Annotated in this window: 18 protein-coding genes; 7 read left to right on the forward strand and 11 right to left on the reverse strand. The window is 65.3% G+C overall.

The features are described from left to right. Positions 1 to 154: 154 nt before the first annotated feature. From DVU_RS15080 to DVU_RS15105, 6 genes are all read left to right on the forward strand, one after another. Positions 155 to 1,435, forward strand: a complete 1,281-nt coding sequence (locus DVU_RS15080) for a phosphoribosylaminoimidazolecarboxamide formyltransferase (protein WP_014524629.1) — start codon at positions 155 to 157, stop codon at positions 1,433 to 1,435. 8 nt (positions 1,436 to 1,443) lie between these two features. After that, positions 1,444 to 3,540: a ribonuclease catalytic domain-containing protein gene (locus tag DVU_RS15085; protein ID WP_010940465.1), complete on the forward strand. Its 2,097-nt coding sequence runs from the start codon at positions 1,444 to 1,446 to the stop codon at positions 3,538 to 3,540. Positions 3,541 to 3,561: 21 nt separating this feature from the next. After that, positions 3,562 to 4,545, forward strand: coding sequence for a glycerol-3-phosphate 1-O-acyltransferase PlsY (gene plsY, locus DVU_RS15090; protein ID WP_010940466.1), 984 nt, complete (start codon positions 3,562 to 3,564; stop codon positions 4,543 to 4,545). Between the two features lie 132 nt (positions 4,546 to 4,677). After that, entirely contained in the window at positions 4,678 to 6,126 is a 1,449-nt protein-coding gene (gene thrC, locus DVU_RS15095; protein ID WP_014524630.1) for a threonine synthase, read from the forward strand. A 972-nt stretch (positions 6,127 to 7,098) separates the two neighbouring features. Beyond that, a complete protein-coding gene (locus DVU_RS15100) occupies positions 7,099 to 8,808 on the forward strand; it encodes an FAD-dependent oxidoreductase (protein WP_010940470.1) in 1,710 nt (569 codons plus the stop codon). A 386-nt stretch (positions 8,809 to 9,194) separates the two neighbouring features. After that, a complete protein-coding gene (locus tag DVU_RS15105; protein WP_011791439.1) occupies positions 9,195 to 9,413 on the forward strand; it encodes a hypothetical protein in 219 nt (72 codons plus the stop codon). A gap of 267 nt (positions 9,414 to 9,680) precedes the next feature. Here the strand turns inward: DVU_RS15105 and DVU_RS15110 are convergent, their stop codons facing one another. The 10 genes from DVU_RS15110 to DVU_RS15155 all read right to left on the reverse strand — a co-directional run bounded on the left by DVU_RS15110 (position 9,681) and on the right by DVU_RS15155 (position 23,259). Further along, positions 9,681 to 12,335, reverse strand: coding sequence for a PEP/pyruvate-binding domain-containing protein (locus DVU_RS15110; protein WP_010940472.1), 2,655 nt, complete (start codon positions 12,333 to 12,335; stop codon positions 9,681 to 9,683). 16 nt (positions 12,336 to 12,351) lie between these two features. Then, positions 12,352 to 12,717: a response regulator gene (locus tag DVU_RS15115; protein WP_010940473.1), complete on the reverse strand. Its 366-nt coding sequence runs from the start codon at positions 12,715 to 12,717 to the stop codon at positions 12,352 to 12,354. A gap of 17 nt (positions 12,718 to 12,734) precedes the next feature. Next, positions 12,735 to 14,432 (reverse strand): sensor histidine kinase, encoded by a 1,698-nt coding sequence (locus tag DVU_RS15120; protein ID WP_010940474.1) that lies wholly within the window; start codon positions 14,430 to 14,432, stop codon positions 12,735 to 12,737. A gap of 685 nt (positions 14,433 to 15,117) precedes the next feature. Continuing rightward, the gene (locus DVU_RS15125; protein WP_010940475.1) at positions 15,118 to 15,546 is read right to left on the reverse strand and encodes an amphi-Trp domain-containing protein; all 429 of its coding nucleotides are present in this window, start codon (positions 15,544 to 15,546) and stop codon (positions 15,118 to 15,120) included. Between the two features lie 251 nt (positions 15,547 to 15,797). Next, entirely contained in the window at positions 15,798 to 16,418 is a 621-nt protein-coding gene (locus DVU_RS15130) for a cysteine hydrolase family protein (protein ID WP_010940476.1), read from the reverse strand. Positions 16,419 to 16,453: 35 nt separating this feature from the next. Next, entirely contained in the window at positions 16,454 to 17,656 is a 1,203-nt protein-coding gene (locus tag DVU_RS15135) for a hypothetical protein (RefSeq protein ID WP_010940477.1), read from the reverse strand. A gap of 70 nt (positions 17,657 to 17,726) precedes the next feature. After that, positions 17,727 to 19,106, reverse strand: coding sequence for a sigma-54-dependent transcriptional regulator (locus DVU_RS15140; protein ID WP_010940478.1), 1,380 nt, complete (start codon positions 19,104 to 19,106; stop codon positions 17,727 to 17,729). Further along, positions 19,103 to 20,656 (reverse strand): sensor histidine kinase, encoded by a 1,554-nt coding sequence (locus DVU_RS15145; protein ID WP_014524631.1) that lies wholly within the window; start codon positions 20,654 to 20,656, stop codon positions 19,103 to 19,105. The genes DVU_RS15140 and DVU_RS15145 overlap by 4 nt, the downstream gene beginning before the upstream one ends. Continuing rightward, positions 20,657 to 22,000: a hypothetical protein gene (locus DVU_RS15150; RefSeq protein WP_010940480.1), complete on the reverse strand. Its 1,344-nt coding sequence runs from the start codon at positions 21,998 to 22,000 to the stop codon at positions 20,657 to 20,659. 86 nt (positions 22,001 to 22,086) lie between these two features. Then, entirely contained in the window at positions 22,087 to 23,259 is a 1,173-nt protein-coding gene (locus tag DVU_RS15155; RefSeq protein ID WP_010940481.1) for a pyridoxal phosphate-dependent aminotransferase, read from the reverse strand. A gap of 266 nt (positions 23,260 to 23,525) precedes the next feature. On the opposite strand from DVU_RS15155, the gene sfsA reads away from it, so the two are divergent. Then, on the forward strand, positions 23,526 to 24,254 hold the full coding sequence (gene sfsA, locus DVU_RS15160) for a DNA/RNA nuclease SfsA (RefSeq protein WP_010940482.1): 729 nt from the start codon (positions 23,526 to 23,528) through the stop codon (positions 24,252 to 24,254). A 39-nt stretch (positions 24,255 to 24,293) separates the two neighbouring features. Here the strand turns inward: sfsA and DVU_RS15165 are convergent, their stop codons facing one another. After that, positions 24,294 to 24,716, reverse strand: a complete 423-nt coding sequence (locus DVU_RS15165) for a hypothetical protein (protein ID WP_010940483.1) — start codon at positions 24,714 to 24,716, stop codon at positions 24,294 to 24,296. Between the last annotated feature and the right edge of the window lie 7 nt (positions 24,717 to 24,723).

Consider the following 24,723-nt stretch of genomic DNA (forward strand, 5'->3'; position numbering starts at 1 on the left):
CTTCCGCGAGCGCGGCGCGCGCCCCTGCCGGGGTGTCGTGCGGTCGTCGTTCCGCCGGGGCGTCATGCCGGGTCTGGCCCGCACATGGGCCCGCCACGGCGGCATCCCGCGCAGTGCATCCAGCAGCCAGCCCAAATCCATACCGGAGCCAACCATGAGCAGCCTCAAGGACATGTACCGCACCCTGCAACAGGACGACTTTCCCGAACGCATGACCATCAGCTTCGGCGACCGCACGCTGGTCTACCGCAAGCGCACATGGGTCATCGACGGTGAAGCCAAGGGGCTGCGCTACGGTGAGAACCCCGACCAGCCCGCAGCCCTCTACGAACTGGCGGAAGGCGGTCTCGAACTGGGTGGCGTCACCTTCAGGGGGCCCGGACAGGGGCTCGTCTCGGCGCTGACCGAAGAGCACATGGTGCAGGCGGGCAAACACCCCGGCAAGACCAATCTCACGGACGTGGACAACGGCATCAACATGCTGCAGTACCTCACCGCCCGTCCCGCCGCCATCATCCTCAAGCACAACAACCCCAGCGGGGCCGCGTGGAGTGACGCGGGCATCGCCGACGCCCTCTCCAAGGCGTTCTGGAGCGACCGCATCGCCGCCTTCGGCGGTGCCGTGGTGCTGAACCGCCCCCTCGACAAGGCTGCGGCCGAACTCATCGCCGCCAACTACTTCGAGGTGGTGGCAGCCCCCGACTTCGAAGAGGGCGCCCTCGACATCATCAAGGCCCGCAAGAACCTCCGCATCCTGCGCATCCCCGGTCTCGCCCGCCTCGAGGAGGTGCTGGCCGACGCGCCCTTCCTCGACGTCAAGAGCCTCACCGACGGCGGCATCGTGGTGCAGCACTCGTTCCGCAACCGCATCCGCACCGTGGGCGACTTCCTGCCCGCCACCGCCACCAGCAAGGAAGGCGTCACCGTCACCGCACGCGCGCCTTCGAAGCAGGAGGCCGAAGACCTGCTCTTCGCATGGGCTGTCGAGTCGGGCGTCACGTCCAACTCGGTCATCTTCGTCAAGGACGGCGCCACCGTCTCCATCGGCACGGGTGAACAGGACCGCGTGGGCTGCGTCGAACTCGCCATCCACAAGGCCTACACCAAGTACGCCGACGTTCTCGCCTTCCGCGAACAGGGCTGCTCGCTGTACGAACTGAAGCAGAAGGCCGTTGCAGACGCCACGGCAGCCGCCGCGCTCGCCGACATCGACGAACGCACCCGCGCTGCCAAGGGCGGGCTCATCGGCACCTCGCTCGTCTCTGACGGCTTCTTCCCCTTCCGCGACGGCGTCGACTGCGCCGTGGCACAGGGTGTCGCCGCCATCGCCCAGCCCGGCGGGTCCATGCGTGACCATGAGGTCATCATGGCCCTCAACGAAGCTACACCGCAGGTGGCCATGGTCTTCACCGGCCAGCGGTCGTTCAAGCACTAGGCGGGCAGATGGCGACACCTTCGGGCATCGTGCGTTTTCCCGGCGCTGGCTGCGTCGTGGAGTTCATGCAGGGCAACCGCCCCCAGATAGCGTGGGTCATGGAGGAACAGGGCGGCCGCCTGCGCCTGTTCCTGCCCAACCGGCGCGAGACGAAGCTCGCCGCGGCGAGGCTTCTGCCATGGGCAGGGCCGCGTTACGATGGCGAACGCTCGCGTGACGACATGGTGGCGCTGCTCGAAGAGCACCGCCAGCGGCGCGACACCCGCGAAGCCGACATCCAGCCCCTCGAATTGTGGGAGATGGTACAGGGCGAAGTGGAACAGGCGTCCGTGGAATGGTTCGCCGAACTTCTGGGCGAGACTCCGGGCGTCGACGAGGTGGCCGCCATGGGCCGGGCACTGCTCGGTTGCAAGACGCACTTCAAGTTCCACCCGCCGGACTTCGAGGTCTACGACGCCGCCAAGGTCGAAGCGCGCATGGTCGAGATGGAGGCCGCGCGAGTGCGTGAAGCCCTCGTCGAAGCCGGACAGGCCTTCATCAAGGTGCTGTGGGACGTGCATTGCCGCCGCCGCACCATGCCGCTGCCCTCGTCTTCCGAGATGCCCCCCGCCGAAGTGGCGGAACGTCTCGCCACGCTGCTGCGCACTCGCATGGCCGACCCAGACGACCATGACAGCGATTCGGTCTGGAAGCAGGTCACCAAGGGCCTGCCCGACGACGCGCACATGCCGCTGCACCTTGCCGCCGCATGGGGCATCGTGCCAGTCCACCACAACTTCTGGATGGACAGGGCAGGCTATGCCCCCGGCGACGAGTGGGCCATCGACCACGTGGACGAAATCGACGCACTCATGAAGCGCGTCGAAGCGCTGCGCGAACCACTCGTGGACGGCACGTTCATCAGCATCGACTCGTCCACCACCCGCGACATCGACGACGCCTTCGACATCTCGCCCTCTCCCGAGGGAGGGTGGATACTGCGCCTCGTGCTGGCGTCGCCCGTCACAGGGTGGGACTTCGACGGGCCGCTGGACAGGGCCGTCCTGCGCCGTGCCACCAGCATCTACCTGCCCGAAAGGTCGCATCACATGATGCCGGAGACGCTGGGGACAGACGCCTACAGCCTTCTCGCAGGTCAGGACAGACCCGCACTGCTGGTCACCTTCGACATCGCGCCCGACGGGTCACTCCGTTCCACCACCCCCGCCACCGGGTGGGTGCGCCTCGCCGCCAACCTCACCTACACCGAATGTGAGGCATGCCTCACCGGAGAGGGCGATGCAGGTCGCGCCGCCCCGCACGCCGACCGCCTCGCGCTGGCGGATGCGCTGGCGAGAGTGCGGCAGCAGTTGCGCGTGGCTGCCGGTGCCGTGATCATCGAACGCGACGACCCCAAGGTCACCCTCGAAGGCGAGGGCTGCGCCGTGAAGGTGCATGTGGCCCCGCCCGACGAGACCCCGCGCGCGCAGCTTCTCGTCTCGGAGATGATGATCCTTGCCAACGCCGCCATCGCCTCATGGGGTGCGGAACGTGGCATCACTCTCCTCCACCGCACGCAGGACGTGGGCATCCCGCGCGAATATGCCGGGGTATGGAACCAGCCGCACGACATCGCACGGGTGGTCAAGGCACTGGCCCCTGCCCACCTCGAACCCGTTGCCAAGCCCCACGCGGGTATCGCCGTGCCCGCCTACAGTCCCGTGACCTCGCCGTTGCGGCGCTACCCCGACCTTGTCAACGAGGCGCAGGTCATCCATTATCTGACCCACGGCACCCCGCGCTGGTCGCGTGAAGAGGTGGAGGCCATGCTGCCGCTTCTCGGTGCGCGTCTTGATGCCGCGGGGCAGGTGCAACGCTTCCGCCCCCGCTACTGGAAGCTCTTCTACATCCGGCAGCAGGGTGACAAGGCATGGCACGAGGCCGTGGTCACCGAAGAGAACGACGCCTTCGTCACCATCAGCCTGCCTGAAGTGCAGATTTTCGTGCGGGGCAGACGGTCCACCTTCGGCGACAAGGTCTATCCGGGCCAGCATTTCAATGTACGACTCGGCAAGGTGCATCCGCTCAACAACGAGATTCAGATAGTGGACGCCATGGAAGGCTAGGCGTCGCCACAAGGAGGAAACATGGGTTCGCTGCTCTGGCTCGCCGTCGCCTACGTGATGGGCTCCATCCCGTTCGGTCTGCTCTTCGCCAAGATGTTCTGCGGCACCGACCCCCGCACGGGCGGCAGCCGCAACGTGGGAGCCACCAACGTCGCACGGCTGTGCGGCACGAAGGTGGGCGTGCTCACCCTCGTGTGTGACGCCCTCAAGGGCGCCATCCCCGTGGCCGTGGCCCTCTCCATCAGTGATTCCACCGTCTTTCACAGCCTCACGGCTCTCGCCGCGCTGCTGGGCCATCTCTACTCGTGCTTCTTGAGTTTCAAGGGCGGCAAGGCCGTCGCCACCACCGTGGGCGTGTTCCTGCCGCTGGCCTTCTGGCCGCTGGTGCTCTCCGGCATCGCCTGCCTCGCCGTCATCTGGCGGTCGGGATTCGTCTCGCTGGGTTCCCTCACGCTGGTCACGGCCATGCCCGCCATGCTGCTTCTGGGTGGTCACTGGAAGCTTGTACCGCTTGCACTTGTCGTCATGGTGCTCGTGTACTGGAGTCACCGCGAGAACATAGGCCGCCTCTCGCGCGGCGAAGAGAAGCCGTGGCAGAAGAAGCACCACGACGCCGCGCAGGGGACGGACGCCGGGGCTGCGCCTGAAGCCGCCGCCGATGCCGCCCACGCCGGCACGGTGGACTGCGGCTGCGATTGCGGCTGCGATGCGCACAAGCCCTCCACAGAAGCCGCACCGTCACAAGAGACGTCCGACGCCTCCGCGCACGGGGCCGAAGCCCCCGTCGCTGCCGATGAAGGCGACAAGCGCGAGAACGAGGAGCACGACAACGCCCCCGAAGCCAGCGCGGCCGAAAGCAAGCCAGAGGACAAGCCTGCGGGCAAAACGGTCGGCAAGCCTGCCAGCAGGTCCGTGGCAAAGCCTGCCAGCAAGTCTGCGGGCAAAACGGGTGGCAAGGCTGCGGACAAGTCCGCAGGCAAATCGGGCAAATCGTCCGGCCAGTAGGCCGGCAGCAGCCCGGCCTGAAGTCCGTCAGGCATTACGGGCCCCCCTGCGTGCGCCCGCACTTGAAGCAACGCGACGCCCGCCGCAAGACCGGTGCGCCGCTGTACGGCAACATACGTTACGGAGTAAACCATGCCCTCCTGTGATTTTCCCGGCTGGCGCAGCCGGATGGAATATGTCTGCCTCGGATGCGGGGCACGGCACTCCATAGACGAACTGCTCTACACCTGCCCCTCGTGCGGCGGGGTCTTCCTGCTTGAAGACCTCGACTTCGACCACCTCGCCGACCACCGTAGCGGCGACGACTGGCGCACGCTCTTCGACTCCCGGGCATCCACCCGGTGCCGTTCGCTGCGCGGCATCTTCCGCTTCTATGAATTGATGGCCCCCGTCCTTGAAGAGGACGACATCATCTATCTTGGCGAAGGCAATACGCCGGTGGTGGATGCCTCGCCCGCCCTCGAAAGAAGCGTCGGGCAGCGTTTCGCCTACAAGAACGACGGCCAGAACCCCAGTGCATCGTTCAAGGACAGGGGCATGGCCTGCGCCTTCAGCTACCTGCGCGCACTGGTACGCAAGCACGGCTGGGACGAGGTGCTCACCATCTGCGCCTCCACGGGTGACACGTCCGCCGCAGCGGCCCTGTACGCCTCGTATGTGGGTTCCCCCATCAAGTCGGCGGTCATCCTGCCCCACGGCAAGGTCACCCCGCAGCAGCTTTCGCAGCCTCTTGGCAGCGGGGCCACGGTGCTCGAGATTCCCGGCGTGTTCGACGACTGCATGAAAGTGGTCGAGCACCTTGCCGAGAACTACCGCGTCGCCCTGCTCAACTCCAAGAACAGCTGGCGCATCCTCGGGCAGGAGTCGTACGCCTTCGAAGTGGCCCAGTGGTACGGCTGGGACATGGCGGGCAAGTGCGTCTTCGTGCCCATCGGCAACGCAGGCAACATCACCGCTGTCATGTCGGGCTTTCTCAAGATGCACCGTCTTGGCATCATCGACGCCCTTCCGCGCGTCTTCGGGGTGCAGTCGCACCACGCCGACCCCGTCTACCGCTACTACAGCGTCGAAGACCCCAGGCAGCGCCACTACGAACCCGTCACCGTCCAGCCCAGCGTGGCGCAGGCGGCAATGATCGGAAACCCCGTGTCCTTCCCCCGCGTGAGGCACCTCGCCGAACGGTTCGAGGCCCTCGGCGGCCCCGGTGCCTTCCAGGTGGTGCAGGTGACGGAACAGGCCATCATGGATTCCATGATCCGCGCCAACCGCCATGGGCACATCGCCTGCACGCAGGGTGGCGAGTGCCTTGCGGGACTTCTGCGCGCCAAGGAACTGGGTCTTGTCGACAAGGACGAGACGGCGGTGCTCGACGCCACGGCACACAGCCTCAAGTTCTCGGGCTTTCAGGACATGTACTTCACCAATGGTTTTCCGCCCGCCTATGGCGTCACGCCCGACGCCACTCTCGGCAACGCGCCCTCGCTGGTGCTGCACGATGAGGACAAGGTGGCACTGGCTGAAAAGTACACCGTCGAAGCGGCCCAGCGCATCGCGGCGAAGCTTGGACTGGCTGGCAAGTAGTCAGCCTCGCACACAACGACCTTGCACGAAGGCCGGAGCATGTTCGCTGCTCCGGCCTTCTGTCATTTGCCGCAACACACATCCAACACCTTGCCATCGCAGCACAAAAAAACATCACCTTCTTTAACGGCATGTTACATTCACAGGATAAGAAGATGGCAACAGAGCTAATCAGACGCATCAATCGTTACGGTACATTGCATCATGTTTGATGAGACAGTCGGCACACTGCAAAAAGATTGCATCCATATGGACACAGACGACGCACTGCGTTATGTTTAGGCCGTATCCATTTCACGGCCGCTGCGAGTGCCGCCGGATTTGGTGCAGGAGTGCGATGCGTCGGAAGCATCGCCACAACGGTGTCGGAGTGCGCAAGAGGTCTTCAGGCTGCGCCTGAGGCAGCCGGGACAGGGCCACTTGGTGGCAGGGAAAGCACGAAGACGAGGCAGTGTTCAGAAGGACAATGGCGGAGGGTATAGCCTCTGGTGGAAACAGGATCCCATAACGGCAAAGCGAGTTGCCCATGACCGATGGGGAAACCATTGTAAACCCCTAGAAGGCGTGCAAAACCGTTCCACGCATCAGCTGGACGCCGCCGTACATCCGGCACTGCACGCCTTTTTTCACGCCCTTTGACCACGCCAGCACGACACGACCGCCCCGGTCGCCACACTGCCCGAAAGGGCTTTTTTCGTTTGCGCAACAGACCTCAACGCACAACGGTACAGGCACCGTCTCCACTACGTAAAAACGACGACAGGGACAATGTCAGTGGACACAGACCTTGCGAAAAGCCCGGCATGGGTGTAAATCCTACTCCGAAAGTATGCTTTCAGATGCTTGACGCTCACCAAAGCGTAAGGCACTCAACCTACCGGCACAGCTGGCGTATGCCAGCCACGCACCCGTAACGGGCCAAAGCACCCCACCTGCTTTCGCCGCCCCAACGCCGCATCTCTGGAGGAACCCATGCCGAAGCATGTCGTCGTCATCGGCGCAGTGGCCCTCGGGCCCAAGGCCGCCTGCCGCTTCAAACGTCTCGACCCCGAAGCCCACGTCACCATGATCGACCAGGCATCGCGCATCTCTTACGGCGGTTGCGGCATCCCCTACTACGTGTCCGGAGAGGTGAGCAACATCGAGTCGTTGCAGGCCACACCCTACAACGTGGTTCGCGACCCCGAGTTCTTCCGCATCAACAAGGACGTGGAGGCACTGGTCGAGACCCGCGCCCATGCCATCGACCGGGCCGCCCATACGGTGGAGATCGAGAACCTGCGCACGGGTGAACGCCGCACCCTCAAATACGACAAGCTGGTGCTCGCCCTCGGCAGCAAAGCCAACAGGCCTCCTGTCGAAGGCATGGACCTTGCCGGGGTCACTCCCGTCACCAACCTCGACGAAGCCGAGTTCGTGCAACACGCCATCTCCGCCGGAGAGGTCTCCAAGGCCGTCATCGTGGGCGGCGGCTTCATCGGCCTTGAAATGGCCGTGAGCCTTGCCGACATGTGGGGCATCGACACCACCGTGGTGGAACTCGCCGACCAGATCATGCCGGGCTTCACGTCAAAGTCGCTTTCGCAGATGCTGCGCCACGACCTTGAGAAGAACGACGTCGTCGTGCACACCGGCGAGAAGGTCGTCCGCCTTGAAGGCGAGAACGGCAAGGTCGCCCGCGTGATCACCGACAAGCGCACCCTCGACGCCGACCTCGTCATCCTTGCCGCCGGGGTATCGCCCAACACCCAACTGGCACGCGACGCCGGACTCGAACTCGACCCCCGCGGCGCCATCATCGTCGACACCCGCATGCGCACCTCCGACCCCGACATCTTCGCCGGGGGCGACTGCGTCACCATACCCAACCTCGTCACGGGCAAGCCCGGCTTCTTCCCGCTGGGTTCCATGGCCAACCGTCAGGGGCGTGTCATCGGCACCAACCTCGCAGATGGTGACGCCACCTTCCCCGGCGCCGTGGGCAGCTGGGCCGTGAAGCTCTTCGAGGGCTCCGCCTCCGGTGCGGGCCTTACGGTCGAAGGCGCGCTTCGCGAAGGGTATGACGCCGTCAACGTGCACGTGGAACAGTTCGACCGCGCCCATTTCTACCCCGAAAAGACCATCATGACCCTGCAACTGGTGGTGGACAGGCCCACCCGCCGTGTGCTCGGCATTCAGGGGTTCTCGACACTTGGCGATGCTCTCACGGCACGCATCAATGCCGTGGCGACCATGCTGGCTTCAAAGCCCACCGTCGAGGACATCAGCAACGCCGAAGTGGTCTACTCGCCGCCCTTCGCCTCTGCCATGGACATCGTCAACGTGGCGGGCAACGTGGCAGACAACGTGCTGGCGGGCCGCTGCCGTCTCGTGGGCACGGAAGAGTTCGTCCAGCTGTGGGAAGGCCGCAAGGATGCCGACATATGCTTCGTCGACACGCGCCTTGCCGCCAACGCCGTCCCGCTGGTGGAGAAATACGGTGATGAATGGATCAACATCCCCGAAGAGGAACTCGCCGCCCGCATCGACGAAATCCCGCGTGACAAGACCGTCATGCTGGTGTGCAACACCGGTCTGCGTTCCTTCGAGTCGCAACTCATCCTCGACAGACTCGGCCTGACCAACACCAAGAGTGTTGCCGGGGGCATGGTCGCCATCCACAAGATTGGCGGCGATATCTAGCCGAAATCTGTACGACGTAGGCAACGGGCTGGCAGACAGCCCTGCAGACGTGCGGCCAGCGGCCACAGGCGCCTTGCGCCTCCTGCGAAGGACAACCGTCGGAGACCTCCGGGGCACTGCGCCCAGACATGCGCGGCAGTGACGACGACGCAGGAACACTGGCAGACCCCAGACAGATGACAACGAGGCGGGTGTGCGCGATAGCGCATACCCGCCTTTGCCTTGGGCGTACACGCCTCTGCGTTGGCGCATCATGATGCGCCGCCGGGCAGCCACAGGAAGGCACGTTACGCAGTGTTGCCAGCCCCCCTGTATCAGGCATGGACAGACGGGCACGACACGCCTATGGGAAAGACTGGCGGGTCACCTCAACGCCGGGGATTCTCATGGAAGACGATGCCGGTTACATCGCCATGCTCGAACGTCAGATGGACGAGACCATGCAACGCCTTGCCGACGCATGCCGGGATGAGTTGGGGACTGCCTCGTGCGAGGCGGCAGAACACATCGCGGAGAGTGCGCGTTCCACCTACGAGGAAGAATGGGCGAAGGTCGCCGGGCTTGTACGACGACGGCGGGCACGCCGCCGCCCCGGGAGTGTGTAGACGCCGGGGCGCAGGTTGTCGGGGGCTGCACGACGGGGGGCGATGTCGGCAGGGGGAAAGATGTCCCCCACAGCATCTGCGTCACCGGCTGTCGGGTACGTTCGGCCCGATGAGGCATGGCTGGCTTTCAGGTGGCACCCGCACGACGTACCGCGTCTGCCATGTGCCACCGTGCGCCATCCTTCCCTCGCTCACGCCTGCGACTCGCCAAGTCCACCACCTGAAACTGTTCTGGGGCTGCCGACAGCCAGATGCGAAACGCACCCCCTAACGGTGCGGCTGCACATAGGGGACGACGACGGCGGGCCGCTGGCGCACCGCTAGCATCTCGTCACGCAAGCGCTGGTGCAAGGCCGCGCGTGCAGTGGCGTTGTGCATGATCATGTCCACCTGACGGGTATGGATGATCAGGTAACCAAGCAGCCGCGTGAGCGCCAGTGTCTCCTCGCGCGGCTGCCCTTCGCATGAGGCGAAGAGGGCATCCTCTTTCACGTCCACCCGAAAGCCCTGTTCCTCCAGCACCTCGGCGACCAGCAAGGCGCGCGACACCCGTCTGTCGGGGCTGGCGGCCCCGCCCTTGAAATGGAAACTCACATAGTTGCCGTGGGCATCGTCACCCGCCTGCGCCTCGACGGTGCAGAAGTGGTAGCCGAAACGCGCCTGCAGGTTGCAGAAGTCGGCGGACACCATCAGGAAGTTCTTGTTGGCCAGCGGGCTGGCGGCTGTAGCCTCAAGGTCGGGGTTGGCGGTGCTTTCGAACACCACGGAGAAGAACCCCTGCGCGTCCAGCGTGGGCGGCCCGGCCCATGGCACGGCCACCATGCCATCCCACAGGTACAGCATGGGCAGCGAACGGATGTTGGCGATGTCGACCACCTTGCCCGGCACGGGGTCGATGAAGCCATCGTCGATGTCGATGACCCAGTACTGCAACTTCACCCCGGCGCGCAGCTGCTTTCCCGCCAAGGCCTCGGCGGGCGAGCCTTCATGTGCACCGAAGAGGGCATCCACCGACTTCTCGTGGCAGAAACGGGTGATGTCGTGCAGGGTGCGGCAGTTGCCTGGGGCGAACGAAGGCGACTCGGGGTCGAGCAGATTGAGCGGCACCACAAGGCGTGCCACCTGTTGCAAGGTCTCGAAGACGGGGCTGCCCTGCATGAGGTTGCGGGGCGGCGTCCGTTCGAGAAGGGCCTCTATCCTGCCGGGATGGACCCTGCGGTTGTCCGCATCCACGGTGACCGTGCCCGCCCCTTCCAGCGCAGCCACACAGCCTTCGATGCCGAAAAGCGCGGGAACGCCGTATTCGCGCGCCACGCTGGCAAGATGCCCCGCCGTGCCGCCCGCCTCGGCCACCACGGCGGCAGCCCGCCCCAGCAATGGGGCCCAGCGGGGCAACGAACGCTCCACGACGAGGACCGCCCCGTCCGGGAAGCCCAGAAGGTCGGCGTCACGCCGCACCACATACACGTCTCCGGCCCCCGTCCCGGGGCTGGCGGCGGCACCACCCGCAAGCAGCACGGGATACGCCGACCCGCCTCCGCCCGGCACATCCGGCCCGGCGGCTGCGGCGATGTCCAGCGGCGCCTCGTGTACCGCCTCCTTGAGGGGGCGGCTTTGCAGGATGACCAGCTGCCCGTCGGGGGCGAGCGCCCATTCGATATCCTGCGGTTCGCCGTAGTAGACTTCGAAGCCCGCCGCCAGAGAGGCTATCTCCACCGCCAGTGCATCATCTATGGAAGGCAGGGTACGCTCCGCCTCGGGCAGTTCCACAAGGCGCACCCCCTCGACGGGGTCGCACACGAAACGTCCGGGTTTGGAGGCTATCTCGCGCCGGACGAGGCGCGGGGGGACGTCACGCGAGACGACGAAGACGTCAGGCGTCCAGCTGCCGTCGACCACAGCCTTGGGCAGCCCCGCGACCGCATTGATGACCACGGTGTTGTCGCGCAGGTCGAGTGGATTACGGCTGTAGGCCACGCCACCGGCAAGGGCATCGACCATGACGAGGCCACCCACGCACATGGCCACATCCTCATCGGGGATACCCCGGTTGTGGCGGTAGGTCATGGCGGTGACGCCGTATTTGCTGGCGACCACCTCGCGCCATGTATCGAGCACGTCTTCAGGCGTCACATTGAGTTCGGAACGGTACTGCCCGGCGAAAGAGGCGCCCAGCGCGTCCTCGCCCACGGCGCTGCTGCGCACGGCAAGACGCAGAGGCCCGGCATGGCAGGCGGCAAGGCGTTCCACCTCGGCGGTGATGGCGGCTGCGAGGTCGTCCGGCACGGGCGCACGCAGGATGAGCGACTGGATGGATGACGACAGGGCGAACACCTCATCGAGGCGTCCGGCGTTGGCCGCCTGAATGCGCCTGTCTATCTCCTCCTGAAGGCCATTGGCCGCCATGAAGTACTGGAACCCCGAAGCGGTCACCACGAAGCCATCGGGCACGGAGATGCCGAGGCGGCGCCGTATCTCGCCCAGATTGGCCATCTTGCCCCCCGTCTCGTCAGCCATGTCGAGGCTGATGTCGGCGATGGGCAGCACCAGCGGCCCCCGTTCACTGCGGTGGCGGCTGCCGAGGCATGCTTCGATGGCGGTGCGCACCGCGTCGAAGCTGGCGTAGAGGTCGCGGTACCTGTCTTCCGTGAGGCTGTTCAGTGCCCGCACCATCTGGAATACGCTGGCCGTGACACGCGTGGACGCGCCCCTTACGTAGTGCAGCCCGAAAGGCCGCCCGCCGCGCAGCGTCTCCTCCATGTCGGCCATGACCTCGAGCGCGGTCTTGTTGGCAGAGAGCAAGTGCCTGAAATGCCCGCACCGTTCGCGGTAGACAGCGCGCAGCCTCTCGGCCTCGGCCAGTGCCACCGGGTCGGGGGGGCGGTCGAACAGCGCCCGTAGCTTCGTGAGCAGCGACGCCATGCCCTGCGCGCCGCCTCTAGGCCCCGCCCAGTCGGGCGGCCTCGTTGAGCTTGATGATGAGTTCGTTGATGGCCACAGGCTTGAGCATGTAGTCGAAGGCCCCCAGTTCCATCCCGCTGACGGCAGAACCGAGGCTGGCGTGCCCCGTGAGCAGCAGAACCGGCATGGTGGGGTGCATGACGCGAAGGCGGCGCAGCGTCTCCAGTCCGTCGATGCCCGGCATCTTCACGTCGAGCACGACGACGTCGAAGACACGCCCCTCGGCCAAGGTGAGCGCTTCTTCGCCGCTGGAGGCCGTGGTCACGTCCATGCCGCGCCGCGCAAGGCGCTTACCCACCAGTTCGAGGAATTCCGTCTCGTCGTCGACGATGAGTATGTTCATGACGGCGTCATCTCCTGTCAGCGCAGGTTCAGCATCCCGTCGGCGGCGAGGGCGGGGTTGGCGGCCAGGGGCAGGGTCACGGTGAAGGTGGCCCCCTGTCCGGGCGCACTCGCGGCGTGGATGCGGCCTCCGAGTTTTTCGAGAATGGAGTGGCAGATGGCGAGGCCGAGTCCTGTGCCCTCGCCCACCTTCTTGGTGGTGTAGAACGGATCGAAAATACGCGAGAGCAGTTCGGGGGGGATGCCCTCGCCCGTATCACTGACCGAGACGAAGACCTCACTCCTGTCCGGGGCGGCCCCGGTGCGGATGGTGATGGTGCCGTCGCGGCCCACAGCGTCGATGGCGTTGTCGAGGATGTTGAGCAGCACCTGCTGCACCTGCGTGGCGTCGGTCGTGATGGGGGGCAGGTCGTCCGCCAGTTCCTTGACGAGGGTGATATGGCGATGCAGGGCCTCGGTCTCAAGGAACTTGATGGTCTGCTCGGTGAGCAGGTTCACGCACACGTCGTCCTGCAGCGGCTCAAGACGGCGCGCAAGCCCGAGCATCCGGTGCGTCACGCCCTTGGCCCTGTCCACATGCATCTCGATCTTGTCGGCGGCGGTGACAAGCTCCTTGTGGTTCCGCATGGCTGCGGGGTCCTCTTCCACGAGGAGGTCCTTGATCCAGCCCGCATTCTCGCGGATGAGCATGAGGGGATTGTTCACTTCGTGGGCCACGCCCGCCGCCAGCTTGCCAAGGGCCGCCATCTTGCTCGACTGCAGGAACTCCGCATCGAGCATGGCCTGCTTCCGGTCGCTATCCTTGAGCTTGCCGACGATGGCTCGGGTGGTGAGGAAGGTTCCGAGGCAGATGACCGCCACGCCCCCCATGACGAACAGCACCAGCAGCAGGTTGGTACGCTCAAGCGGCGAAAGGGGTTCGCGCGGGTCTTCCATGACCACCAGCAGCCACGGCATCCGCTCGAGCCATGTCATGGCGGCGATCATGGGGCGTCCGTCGGCGCTGTGGGTGGGTTCGATGAGGATGCCCCGCTTGCCGCGCGGCGGCAGGGGGATGGCGGAGTGCGACATGATCTCGCCGTTGTTGCGCGAGTCCGACTGCAGAAGTCCTTCGGTGTTCAGCAGAAAGGCGTCGCTGTTGTTCCCCGAATAGGAACGGCGCAGCAGCTGGTTGATGGCGGCGGAGTCGATGGTGGCCCGCACGATCCATGTCCGCGCCCCCTCGCGCCGTGCCACGGCGATGACGAAATGCGGGTACTTGCGGAAACCGAGGAAGACATCGCTGACGTACTGCCCTTTCAGCATCACCTCCTGGAACCACGGTTCGTCCATGTAGTTGGCCCCTTCGAGGTTGTAGGGGCCGACGTATGCCGCATGGGTTCCGTTGGAGAGGATGATGCCGATATCGACGTATGAACGTGCATTGGCCTGAATGACCGAGAATATCTCGCCGAGACGCGCCGGGTTCGAGAGTTCCTCGAAGCTGTGCGTGTAGACGAGGCTCTTTATCTGCGAGACGCGCTCCTCAAGGAACGTATCAAGGGCGCGCCGCTTGCTTTCGGTCACGGCTTCGAGACCGGAGACCAGCTTTTCGTTGTAGGTTCCCGTGAACTGCTTCTGGAAGAAAAGGCCCAGCGCAAGCAGGGGCACCAGCGAAAACGCCAGCATGGCCAGCATCAATCTACGTCGCAGTCGGGTGTAGCCGCCGATTTCCATGCCTTCTCCGGATGCGGGATACCGCGCTCACCAATGAGACATTCCGTTTCATGCCGACGGCCTGTGTGCGGACATGACACAGGGAAGATGCGACATGTTTCACAGACGCGACGCTTCTTGGAACGCCGGAACAATGATAAACGGTATCCTATCGGATGGTTGTTGACAATCGGCCCTGATGCGCGGCGGGCTGGTTTCTTCACGGTCACTCACCCTGCCCTGAACCATCCAGCATCCGCACCAGCCACACAGCCCCGCCTGCGCCCTCAAACGCCTGACACGGCTGACTCGCCCAAGCCCATGACGGTTTCAGTGGCACACCGCCATGCCCACCGTACCGACGCGAAAACGCCCGACCCCAGAATGGGGCCGGACGTCAGGGTCAGCGTAGATATGACACTCATGCCGGACAGTCGGACTAGCCCGCATCCTGCCGCGCAGTTGACCTCGACCGGGTTACCGGCTGGCTGGCAGAGGTCCCCGACCGAAGCACACCGGACGGGGCATGACATGGACGGACATGATACCGGACGGGCATGATGACGGGCACGCCACGCCAGCCACAGGCACCTCCCGCGTCTGGGGCGGCAGGATAACCGACGCAGAGAGTCTGGCGCAGTCCGTCTGGCGCAGACGGCGTGGCGCAGACGGCTTGACGCAGGCTGTCAGGCACGCCCCTGCCGGGTCAGGACTTCCGCTTGTGGGACTTCCTGTCCTTGCCTTCCTTCACTGCGGGTGCATCACTCATGGCCTGTGCCGCCCCTTCACCGGGGGTTATCTCCGCAGCATCGATGAGCACCTCGGCCTCGTCATCGAGGCGTGCCTCGCCCGACGCACCCGACTGACCGGGTTCGTCATCTTCCCCGTCTTCAGCCTCATGTTCTCCATCTTCGGAGACACGCCACGATATTTCGAGGGTTATCTTGCCTCGCCCGTCCTTGAGTCTGGCCTCGAGTTCAAGGTCGACGGCCTCTGGCGGCGTAAGCACCAAGGTCTCGTCCCCTTTCTGGATACGCAGGCACCGTTCCTTCAGGCCTTCGGCAAGGGCGTCGATGACCCCCGCCGCGTCGGCACAGACGAGACGGGTGTTGAGGCAGAGTTTCTTCTTCTCCATGTGGCCCTCCGTGTGGACCCGCGGTCAGGCGGGGATGCGAGTTGGCTGTGTGAAGCATAGCATGTGGGGACACCAAGGCAAGACCTGTCGGCAACAGCCGGGGCGGTGGCCCTTTCATGCCGATGATGCCGGATGCGCGGGCATGCGACGGTCAGGACGCACAGCCCCTGCATGCAGACAGGCGCGAACCCCGCCACAGGGCACGGGTTCGCGCTGTCCGTCACACATGCAGGAGGCCGCCCTGCGCAGTACTACACGATAGCCAGTGCGATGATGGCGTCGGTATCCATCACATCGGCGAAGCGGTCGGCGAGTGCGGCAAGGGCGTTTCGATGGATGGCGAGATGGGGGATGATGCCATGCCCGTCATGGGCTGGCAGGTTACGGTCGGCACAGGCGTCGGCCGCCACGATGACCGAAAAACCGCGATAGCTGGCATCTGCGACGGCACTGGTCACGCACATGTGGGTCATGAGGCCCGCCACCACCAGAGTGTCGATACCCCGCGTACGCAAGGCCTCTTCAAGCCCCGTATCGGCAAAGGCACTGGGCAGGTGTTTCGAAAACACAAGATGATGCGGTTTCGGTTCCACGTCGGGGTGGAAATCGATCATCCCCCCCTGTGCGCCGAACAGCGACGACGCAGGGTCCGACGCCACATGCCGGACATGTACCACGGTCATGCCGTGGGCGTCGGCCCACTCGACCAGTCGCGCCCCCTGCATGACCGCCTGCGGCCCGTGGGGGACGTGAAGGTGTCCGGCGAAGAACTCAAGCTCGTAGTCGATGCACAGGAGCGCAGTGCGCGCGGGGTCGATGGCGGTGGGCGGTGTGCAGCCTGCCCATTGCCGCATGGTGCTGTCGTTGTCCATGACCTGCTCCCTTGGAATGCTGGTGCGGGGGTACATCAACCCCCGAGACGCTGCCGGAAGGCGTCGATGACGCGCTCGCGCGTCATGCCGGCCCGTTCGAGTTCCTTAAGCGTTACAGGGTCTTCCCACAAGGGCTGAACACCTATTTCCCGCGCGAGGCGTGCCTGTTCCGGGCCGTCGGGCAGGCGCAGCATCTCACCGAAGTGCGTATCGTCGCCCATGGTCACCAGTGTGGGCTTCGCTGACGGGTGCTTCGCATTGGCCTCGTTCACGACGGAAATAAGGAAGTTGGTGTGACGCCGCGACTGCGGATTCCACACTTCGATGGCGTCCACGTCGTACCCGGCGAGGAGGATAGGCCAGAATTGTTCGGGGTGCGGGATGGTGACCAGCCCGCCGAGTCCTCGCGCCTCTTCCATGAAGGCATGGGCATCGTGGAAGAAATCGAGAGGGAACTCGGCTTTGACCCGGTCGCGCAGGGCCTTGGTGTAGGCGTGCACCTGCGGTGTGAGTACCGGCCCCAGTTGCGGACGCCGCGCCTCCACGAAGTCGCGCAAGAGCGTGCTGCGCCGTTCATCGGCTGGCGGGGCGTCCCTTTCGGCATCCAGAAGGCAGAGAAGCTTGGCGGCGCAGGCAGCGGCAGTGGCAAGCACCTCCGGCCCGCTGCCCGTCGCCCGCACGGCGCGTTCGACACGATGACGGTGCCCCGCCTCGTCGGGGCGGGCGGCCGTCTCAAGCAGCGCTCGCAACTGGATACCCCGGTACAGGGCCGTATGGTCGAGCATGGCGCGAAGGGTGTGCGCTTCGCGTACCCTGTCGGCCCTGAAATGCAACAGAAGCTGCACCTTGAGGCCAAGGCGCAGGTCGCGGCAGTCGGCCTCCACCCCCGCATGGTCGCCCCAGACGTGCAGCACGTTGTGTTCGGTGGGAATGACGAGCGTGTCGCGGGCATCGGGGAACAGGGCGGCGAGACGGCGGCGGGCGACGTCCAGCGGCACATGTTGCGGATGCCAGTGGATGGCCAGCACATGGTCGACGCCGTGGCGTGGCTGCACCGGGCGGGCAAGGGCTTCGAGCCTTTCCGGGGTGATGGTGTCATCCACGAGACGTCTGAAGAGGACGGCGTCATCGGCATCCGGCACCGGGTCGAGAAGGCCGCGGCGAGGGTCTTCTCCGCCATGGGCGGCGGGGTCACGGAAGGTGCCGTTTTCGGGATGGGGGGCGTCGGGTGCGTTCACCGGGTGTCCTTTGCCCTGACGGGCGGCTTGCCCCACCGGGGCGCGCCACCGCCCGCAGGGGGACGTCACGCTAGTGGCCGGTTATGCCGTATTTTTTCAGCTTGTACTGGAGCAGGCTCTTGGAGATGCCGAGAAGCTCTGCCGCTTTCACCTGCACGAATTCGGCGCGCACGAGAGCCCTGCGGATGAGTGCCGCTTCGATCTTCTCCAGCGTGTCGGCAAGGTCGAGACGCACCGGCAAGAGGTCCACGGCGCTCTTCAGCTGCGACTCCTCGTCACGTATCTCCGGCGGCAGGTCGTCGACCCCCACGGTGTCGCTGGCCACCAGCACGAGGCACCGCTCAACCACGTTCTGCAGTTGGCGGATGTTGCCGGGCCATTCGTACCCCGTGAGATAGTCGTGGGCCTCGGGGGTGAAGGTCTTGGGCTTCATGCCGTTGTCACGGGCGAGTTTCTCGACGAAATGACCCACCAGCAGGGGAATGTCCTCGCGGCGTTCGCGCAGGGGCGGCAGGGCAACATGGACGACGTTCAGACGGTAGTAGAGGTCTTCGCGGAACGTTCCGTTCTCCACTTCCTTCTGAAGGTCCTTGTTGGTGGCGGCCACCACGCGGATGTCGACCTCTATCTCGTCGCCGCCGCCCACGCGTTCGAAGCGGCGCTCCTGAAGCACCCGCAGCAGTTTCACCTGCAACTCGGGGGTCAGCTCACCGATTTCGTCGAGGAAGAGCGTCCCGCCGTCGGCCTGTTCGAACCGCCCGCGGCGCATGGCCATGGCCCCGGTGAACGAGCCTTTCTCATGCCCGAACAGCTCGCTTTCGAGTACGCCCGGATTCAGCGCCATGCAGTTGACGCTGACGAAGGGCCCGCTGTTGCGGGGCGACGAGAAATGGATGGCCCGGGCCACCAGTTCCTTGCCGGTGCCCGACTCTCCGGTGATGAGCACCGTCGAACGGCTGGGGGCGGCCCTGTCGACCATGTCGAGCACTTCGCGGATGGCCTTGCTACGACCGATGATCTGATGCGTGCCGTAGCGCTCTTCGAGGTTGGCGCGCAGGGCGCGGTACTGGCGGTGTACCCGCGAGAGTTCGGCGGCGTTCTGCACCGAGAGCAGCAGTTCGTCGTTGGAGAACGGTTTGGTGATGTAGTCGAAGGCCCCGTACTTCATCACGTCGACGGCCCCTTCGATGGAACCGAACGCGGTCATGATGCACACGGGGATGTGCGGCCACGTCTTCTTGACCCGTTCGAGCACCTCGCGCCCGGTCACACGCGGCATCTTCATGTCGGTGATGACAACGTCGACCTCGCTCTCCTCAAGAAAGGCGAGGGCCGTCTCGGGGTCGTTGAGGGCCGTGACAGCGTAGCCCGCGTCCGTAAGCAGGGCTTCGAGCACCAGCAGGTAGTTCTTCTCGTCGTCTATGACGAGGATGTGCGTCGTTTCGCTCATGGTTGCGTGGGTGTCCGTCCGTTCTGTACGGCGGGCAGGCGCACGGTGACGATGGCGCCGCCCTCCGGGGCGTTGTCGAGTTGGAGCGTGCCGCCGTGGCTGGTCACGATGCTGTTGACGATGGGCAGTCCCAGTCCCGTGCCGTTCTCCTTGGTGGTGAAGAACGGGTCGAGCAGTTTGGCGCGGGTGTTCTGGTCGAAGCCGGGGCCGCTGTCGCGGAAGCTCACCTCCACGACGCCGTCATCGGGCAGGGCGCGGCCCTGCATGGTGATGCCACCGGGCCCGTCCATAGCCTGTACCCCGTTGACCATGATGTTGTAAAACGCCCGGTAGAGCAGGTCCTTGTCTCCGGTCGTCCACAGGTCGGCTGCGGTGTCGCGCGCTATGGTCACGCCGCGTCGTTCGAGTTCGGGTTCCAGAAAGGTCAGCACCTGATCGAGCACCAGCCCGACTTCAACGGCGTCCTCTCTCGGCTTGCGCGGACGTGCATAGTCGAGGAAGTCGTTCACCGTCTGGCTGAGGCGCATGGACTCGTCATAGATGGCTTCGAGGATGCGACGCGACATGGCATCGCCGTTACTGGCGCGATTTCCGTTGCTGCCACCGCTGCCATTGCTGCCACTTATACCGCCGCTGCCGTTGCTCCCCCCGCCACCGCTACCGCCGCCGTTGGCCGCGCGTTTCAGCAGCAACTCCGCACTGGAGCGGATGATGCCGAGCGGATTGCGAATCTCATGGGCGATGCTGGCGATGACCCGGCCCATGCTGGCAAGCTTCTCGTGCTGGTGCAGTTCCCGTTCGAGACGCTGCTTCTCCTGCACGCGTTCGGCGAAGATGCGCTCGGCCCGGCGGATGAACATCTGGAGCAAGGCGAACAGCACCACCGAAGACACCAGCGAGGTGAGCACGATGAGCCACTGGAAGCGCATCACCGTGCCGAGGTCACCCGTGATGTCCTGTGTGAACTCCAGCACGCCCATGACCGCGCCGTCGTTGTCCAGCGAGCTTTGACGGTTCTCGATGCGCAACGGGTAGATGGTGCGCAGCATGTACGACCCCGGTTCCTGATCGAGCAGGAACATCACCCGCCAGAACGAGATACCCGGTACGATGTCGAAGCTGGGTTCGTCGCCCTGCAACGCCTCGTCGGTGTCGGGCGGTGCAAGGTCGGTGCGACCGAGTTCACTGCGGTCGCTGGAGTACGACACCACCTTGCTGTGGTCGTAGATGCGCAGGCGCGCCACATGCAGCCCGTGGATGGTCGACTGGATGACCTGATCGAGCCGCTCGTACTGCACGGGCTGGCGCAACGCCACACGCCCGAACCCTATCAGGGTGGGCAGGGTGAAGCGCCGGTATATCTGGTGGTTGAGGTTCTCGGCGAGCAGGATGGCGAAATCCTGCTGCTTGCGCAGCAACGTCTCGCGGGCGTTGTTGCTGATGACCACCGAAAGCACGATGCTGGAGGTGAGGATGAGCACCAGCGACACCCATGACAGCGCACGGGCGAAGCTGAAGGGCATCCTGCCGTCGTCGAACCTTCCCCCCACCTAGAACTCCTGCCGCTCACCCTCGCGGGCGAGGAACCCGGCGAGGGCCGAGCCTTCGGCCTCATAGCCGGGGGCACCCAGCTTGGCGTTGGCGAGGCGCTTGCCCAGTTCCACGGCGGGCTGGTCGAGGGGGTTGATGTCGAGCAGCCACCCCGTGAACAGCGTCGCAAGCTCAAGCAGGGCCATCATGCGGCCCGCGGCCTCGGGGCCAGTGTCGGCCATCTCCAGCGCCACGGTGGGCACGTCGCACGAAGCGAGCGCCATGCGCGTGCCAAGGGCCTCTGCATGGAGGAGGTCGCCGAAGTGTGCGCCCTTGAGAAAGGCCCACTGGTCGGGAAGCTGTAACGGAAAGGCACGCCCCGCAGGCAAAGTGGGGCAGGTGAGGAAGAGGCAGCCCTTGTCGCGCGGGCCGTCGAGGAACATCTGCTGCAGCGAGTGCTGGTCGGTGACGCCTGTGGCGGGCAGCGGCATGGAGCCTTTGCCTTCCTTGCCGAGGCTTTCGGCCCACAGCTGGGCGAACCACGGGCCGAAGGTCGCCCACAGGGGGATGTAGGCGAAGAAGATGATCTGGGTGTACCCGTGCGCCATGAGGCTGCGGTTCCACAGGGCAAGCCGCCATGCCGGATGGTCTGCGGGCAGCCCGCCGTCACGCAAGGGCCGTCCGACGGAGAGTGCGCCGTCGAGCAATGCCCTCCAGTCCATGCCGAGGAACGCCGCAGGCACGAGGCCCACTGCCGAAAGCACCGAATAGCGTCCGCCCAGATGGTCGGGTACGGGCAGGCTGACCAGCCCGTGGGTGTCGGCCTCCTGACGCATGAAGCCGTGGGCCACATCGGTGACGAGCAGCATGTTCTCGCGCCACGACTCGCCGAGGTGACCGCGAAGCCACTCGCGGGCCAGCAGGTACTGGGCCACGGTCTCGATGGTCCCGCCCGACTTGCTCACCGCCACCACGATGGTCTCGCGGGCGGGCAGCGTGGCGAACCACGCTTCGAGGGTGTCGGCATCGATGTTGTCGGCAATCCACAGGCAGGGGCCGGTATGTCCGGGCCTGTCCTGCGAGGGGTGAAACGCCTTCTGCAGGGCGCGCGCGCCGAGGGCCGACCCGCCTATGCCCAGCAGCACCATGTGCCTGAAGCGACGAAGGCGGGGCGTGAGCGCCTCCAGCGAGGCGATGAGGTCTTCGGCATAGGGCATGTCCACGAAAGGCAGACGCCCCGCGGAAAGTTCCGTGGCGAATCGATGGGCGATGTCGGCATGGCGCAGGGCGAAGGGTGCTTCCTGCTGTCCCTCCAGACGTCCTGTCCATGCGTTCGTCCAGTCCAGACGGTGCATTGCGGGCATGGTGTCCTCCTTGTTCCGGTACGACGAGGCCCGCAGTCCCGGAGGCGGGACCACGGGCCGATGGTAACGCAAGACGGGGCCGACGGCTAGCCGAACAGTACCTTGGCGACGCGCGAGAGCGCATCTTCGAGCACATCGTCCGCCACGGCGTACGAGAACCTGATGCACTTGTCGTCGCCGAAGGCGGAACCGGGCACCAGCGCCACCTGCGCCTCTTCGAGAAGACGGGTGCATACGGCGGCCGAATCGGGCATGGAGGCGTTGTAGTGCCGGTGGATGTCGGCGAAGAGGTAGAACGCACCGTCGGGGCGCGGGCACACCACGTCCTTCCAGCCGGAGATGATGTCATAGGCGAGGTCGCGACGGCGCACGAAGGCGCACCGCATCTCCTCCACGGCATCGTAGGGACCGGTCAGGGCGGCGAGGGCGGCCTTCTGGGCGATGGAGCATATGTTGGACGTGGACTGCCCCTGAATCTTGGCCACGGCCTTCACGAGGTCGGGGTGGGCAAGCACATAGCCCACGCGCCACCCGGTCATGGCAAAGGTTTTGGCGAGGCCGTTGACCACCGCCACCCTGTCGGGGAAGCGCTGCCACCAGCCGGAGACGCTCACGGGCTGCATGTCGCCGTAGACGAGGCGGTCGTATATCTCGTCGGCGATGACGAAGATGTCATGGTCGACGGCCCACTGCATGAGGGCGTCCATCTCCTCGCGGGTGTAGCACGCACCCGTGGGGTTGGAGGGCGAATTGAGCAGCAGCACCCGTGTTCTGGGGGTGCGGTGCGCATCGAGTTCGGCGGGGGTTATCTTGAAGCCGCGCTCGGCGGGCGAGGGCACGAACACGGGCACACCCTCGGCAAGCTGCACCAGCGCAGGATAGCTCACCCAGTAGGGCGCGGGCACGAGCACCTCGTCGCCGGGGTTGAGCAGTGCCTGAAAGAGGTTGTACAGTGCCTGCTTGCCGCCGTTGGTCACGATGGTGGCCTCGGCGGGGGCTTCGACCCCGTAGCATCGACCGAAGTAGCCCGCCACCGCCTCTCGCAGTTCGATGATGCCGGGCACGGGGGTGTAGCGGGTGAAACCCTCGTCGATGGCTCTCTTGGCCGCCTCGCAGATGTGCGCGGGTGTGCCGAAATCAGGCTCGCCCACGGCGAGGCTGACGACCTTCACCCCACGGGCCTTGAGTTCGAGCGCCTTGGCGTTGACGGCGAGCGTGGCGGAAGGTTTGATGCGGGTAAGACGATCCGAGATGTTCATGTCCGAATCCTCGCGGGATATGATGGGGCGTGGCCCTGACAGTCGAGGAAGGCGTCGTCCGCAAGCCGTTCTGGCTGACATGCCCTTCCGCCATGGCGCGGCGCACATGGGCGCGTCCGGCGCCGTAGCGCGCTGCAACAATGCGCATCGACTGCTGGCGCTTGGTATCAGGTTGCAAGGTGCGTGTAAATCGCACTGTGAAACAAGGCCCTGCAAGGCTTCAGGGATGGGGTGGGACAATGGATGCACCAGTGGGGAAGGACGACATGCGAAAGATACTGCTCCCCTATCCGGCAGGATGCGCGACCGGGACGTTCGTGCGCCGCGTCAAACGCTTCAGTGTGGAGATGACGCGCGACGGCGAAAGCGTGTGGGTACACAGCAACAATTCAGGCAGCATGCTGGGATTGCTGCGCCCCGGCGCCACCATGCTGGCATCCCCTGCCGCCAACCCCGACCGCAAGCTGGCGTGGACGCATGAGGCCATGCGCTGTCATGGCGACGGGCCGCAAGGCTTCTGGGTGGGGGTCAACACTTCGGTGCCCAACCGCATGGTCGAAGCGGCGTTCCATGCCGGACGCCTGCCATGGGCGCAGGGCTACGATACCTTCCGGCGTGAACGCAAGCGGGGCGACAGCCGCCTCGACGCCCGTCTCGACGGCCCCGGACTGCCGACGCTGTGGGTGGAGTGCAAGAACGTGACGATGGTGGAGGATGATGTGGCGTGCTTCCCCGACGCGGTGACCGAACGTGGCAGCAAGCACCTGCGCGAGATGATGGACATCGTGTCGCGCGGCGAACGCGCCGCCATGTTCTACCTCGTGCAACGCCCCGACGGACTGTGCTTCGGCCCCGCCGATGTCATCGACCCGCAGTACGCAGCCCTCTTCTGGGAGGCGGTGGATGCGGGGGTCGAGATGTACCCGCACCGTGGCATCGTCTCCCCGGTAGGTATCGACCTTAGTGGGGTGCTGCCGCTTACGCGATGCAGGTGAGGTGGGGGGAGACAGACAGGCGCTTCAAACCAAGACCCCCTACCTCTCCCCGGCCCGTGCGAGGATGATCTCAACCTCGTCGCGGGCGAGGCCCGTCACACGGGCGAGGTCTTCGATGGTGCGCCCCTTGCGTCGACCGTTGACGATGACCTCGCGCAGGAAGTGGGGCGAACGGCTCACCTCTTCCGCCTGCCGGATGAGCTTCTCCATGGTGGCGGCGCGCTCCTCGAGTTCCATGTCGAGTCGGCGCAACTCATGTTGACGCTGGGCGAACGAGGCCACCAGTTCGGCTTCGAGTTCGGCGTTCTGGCGCAGGCGTTCGAGCAGGCTCTCCTGATTGGCCTGCAACCGCGAGAGCAGCGTCTCGGAACGGCGCAACCGCACGAAGAAGAGCAGCAGAAGGCCCAGCAGGGCCACTTCGGCGAGGGAAAAGAGGGCTATTGTCCAGAGGGATAGCTGCATGGGGGCG

Origin of the sequence: Nitratidesulfovibrio vulgaris str. Hildenborough (genome assembly GCF_000195755.1) — a bacterium.
Taxonomy (GTDB): Bacteria; Desulfobacterota; Desulfovibrionia; order Desulfovibrionales; family Desulfovibrionaceae; genus Nitratidesulfovibrio; species Nitratidesulfovibrio vulgaris.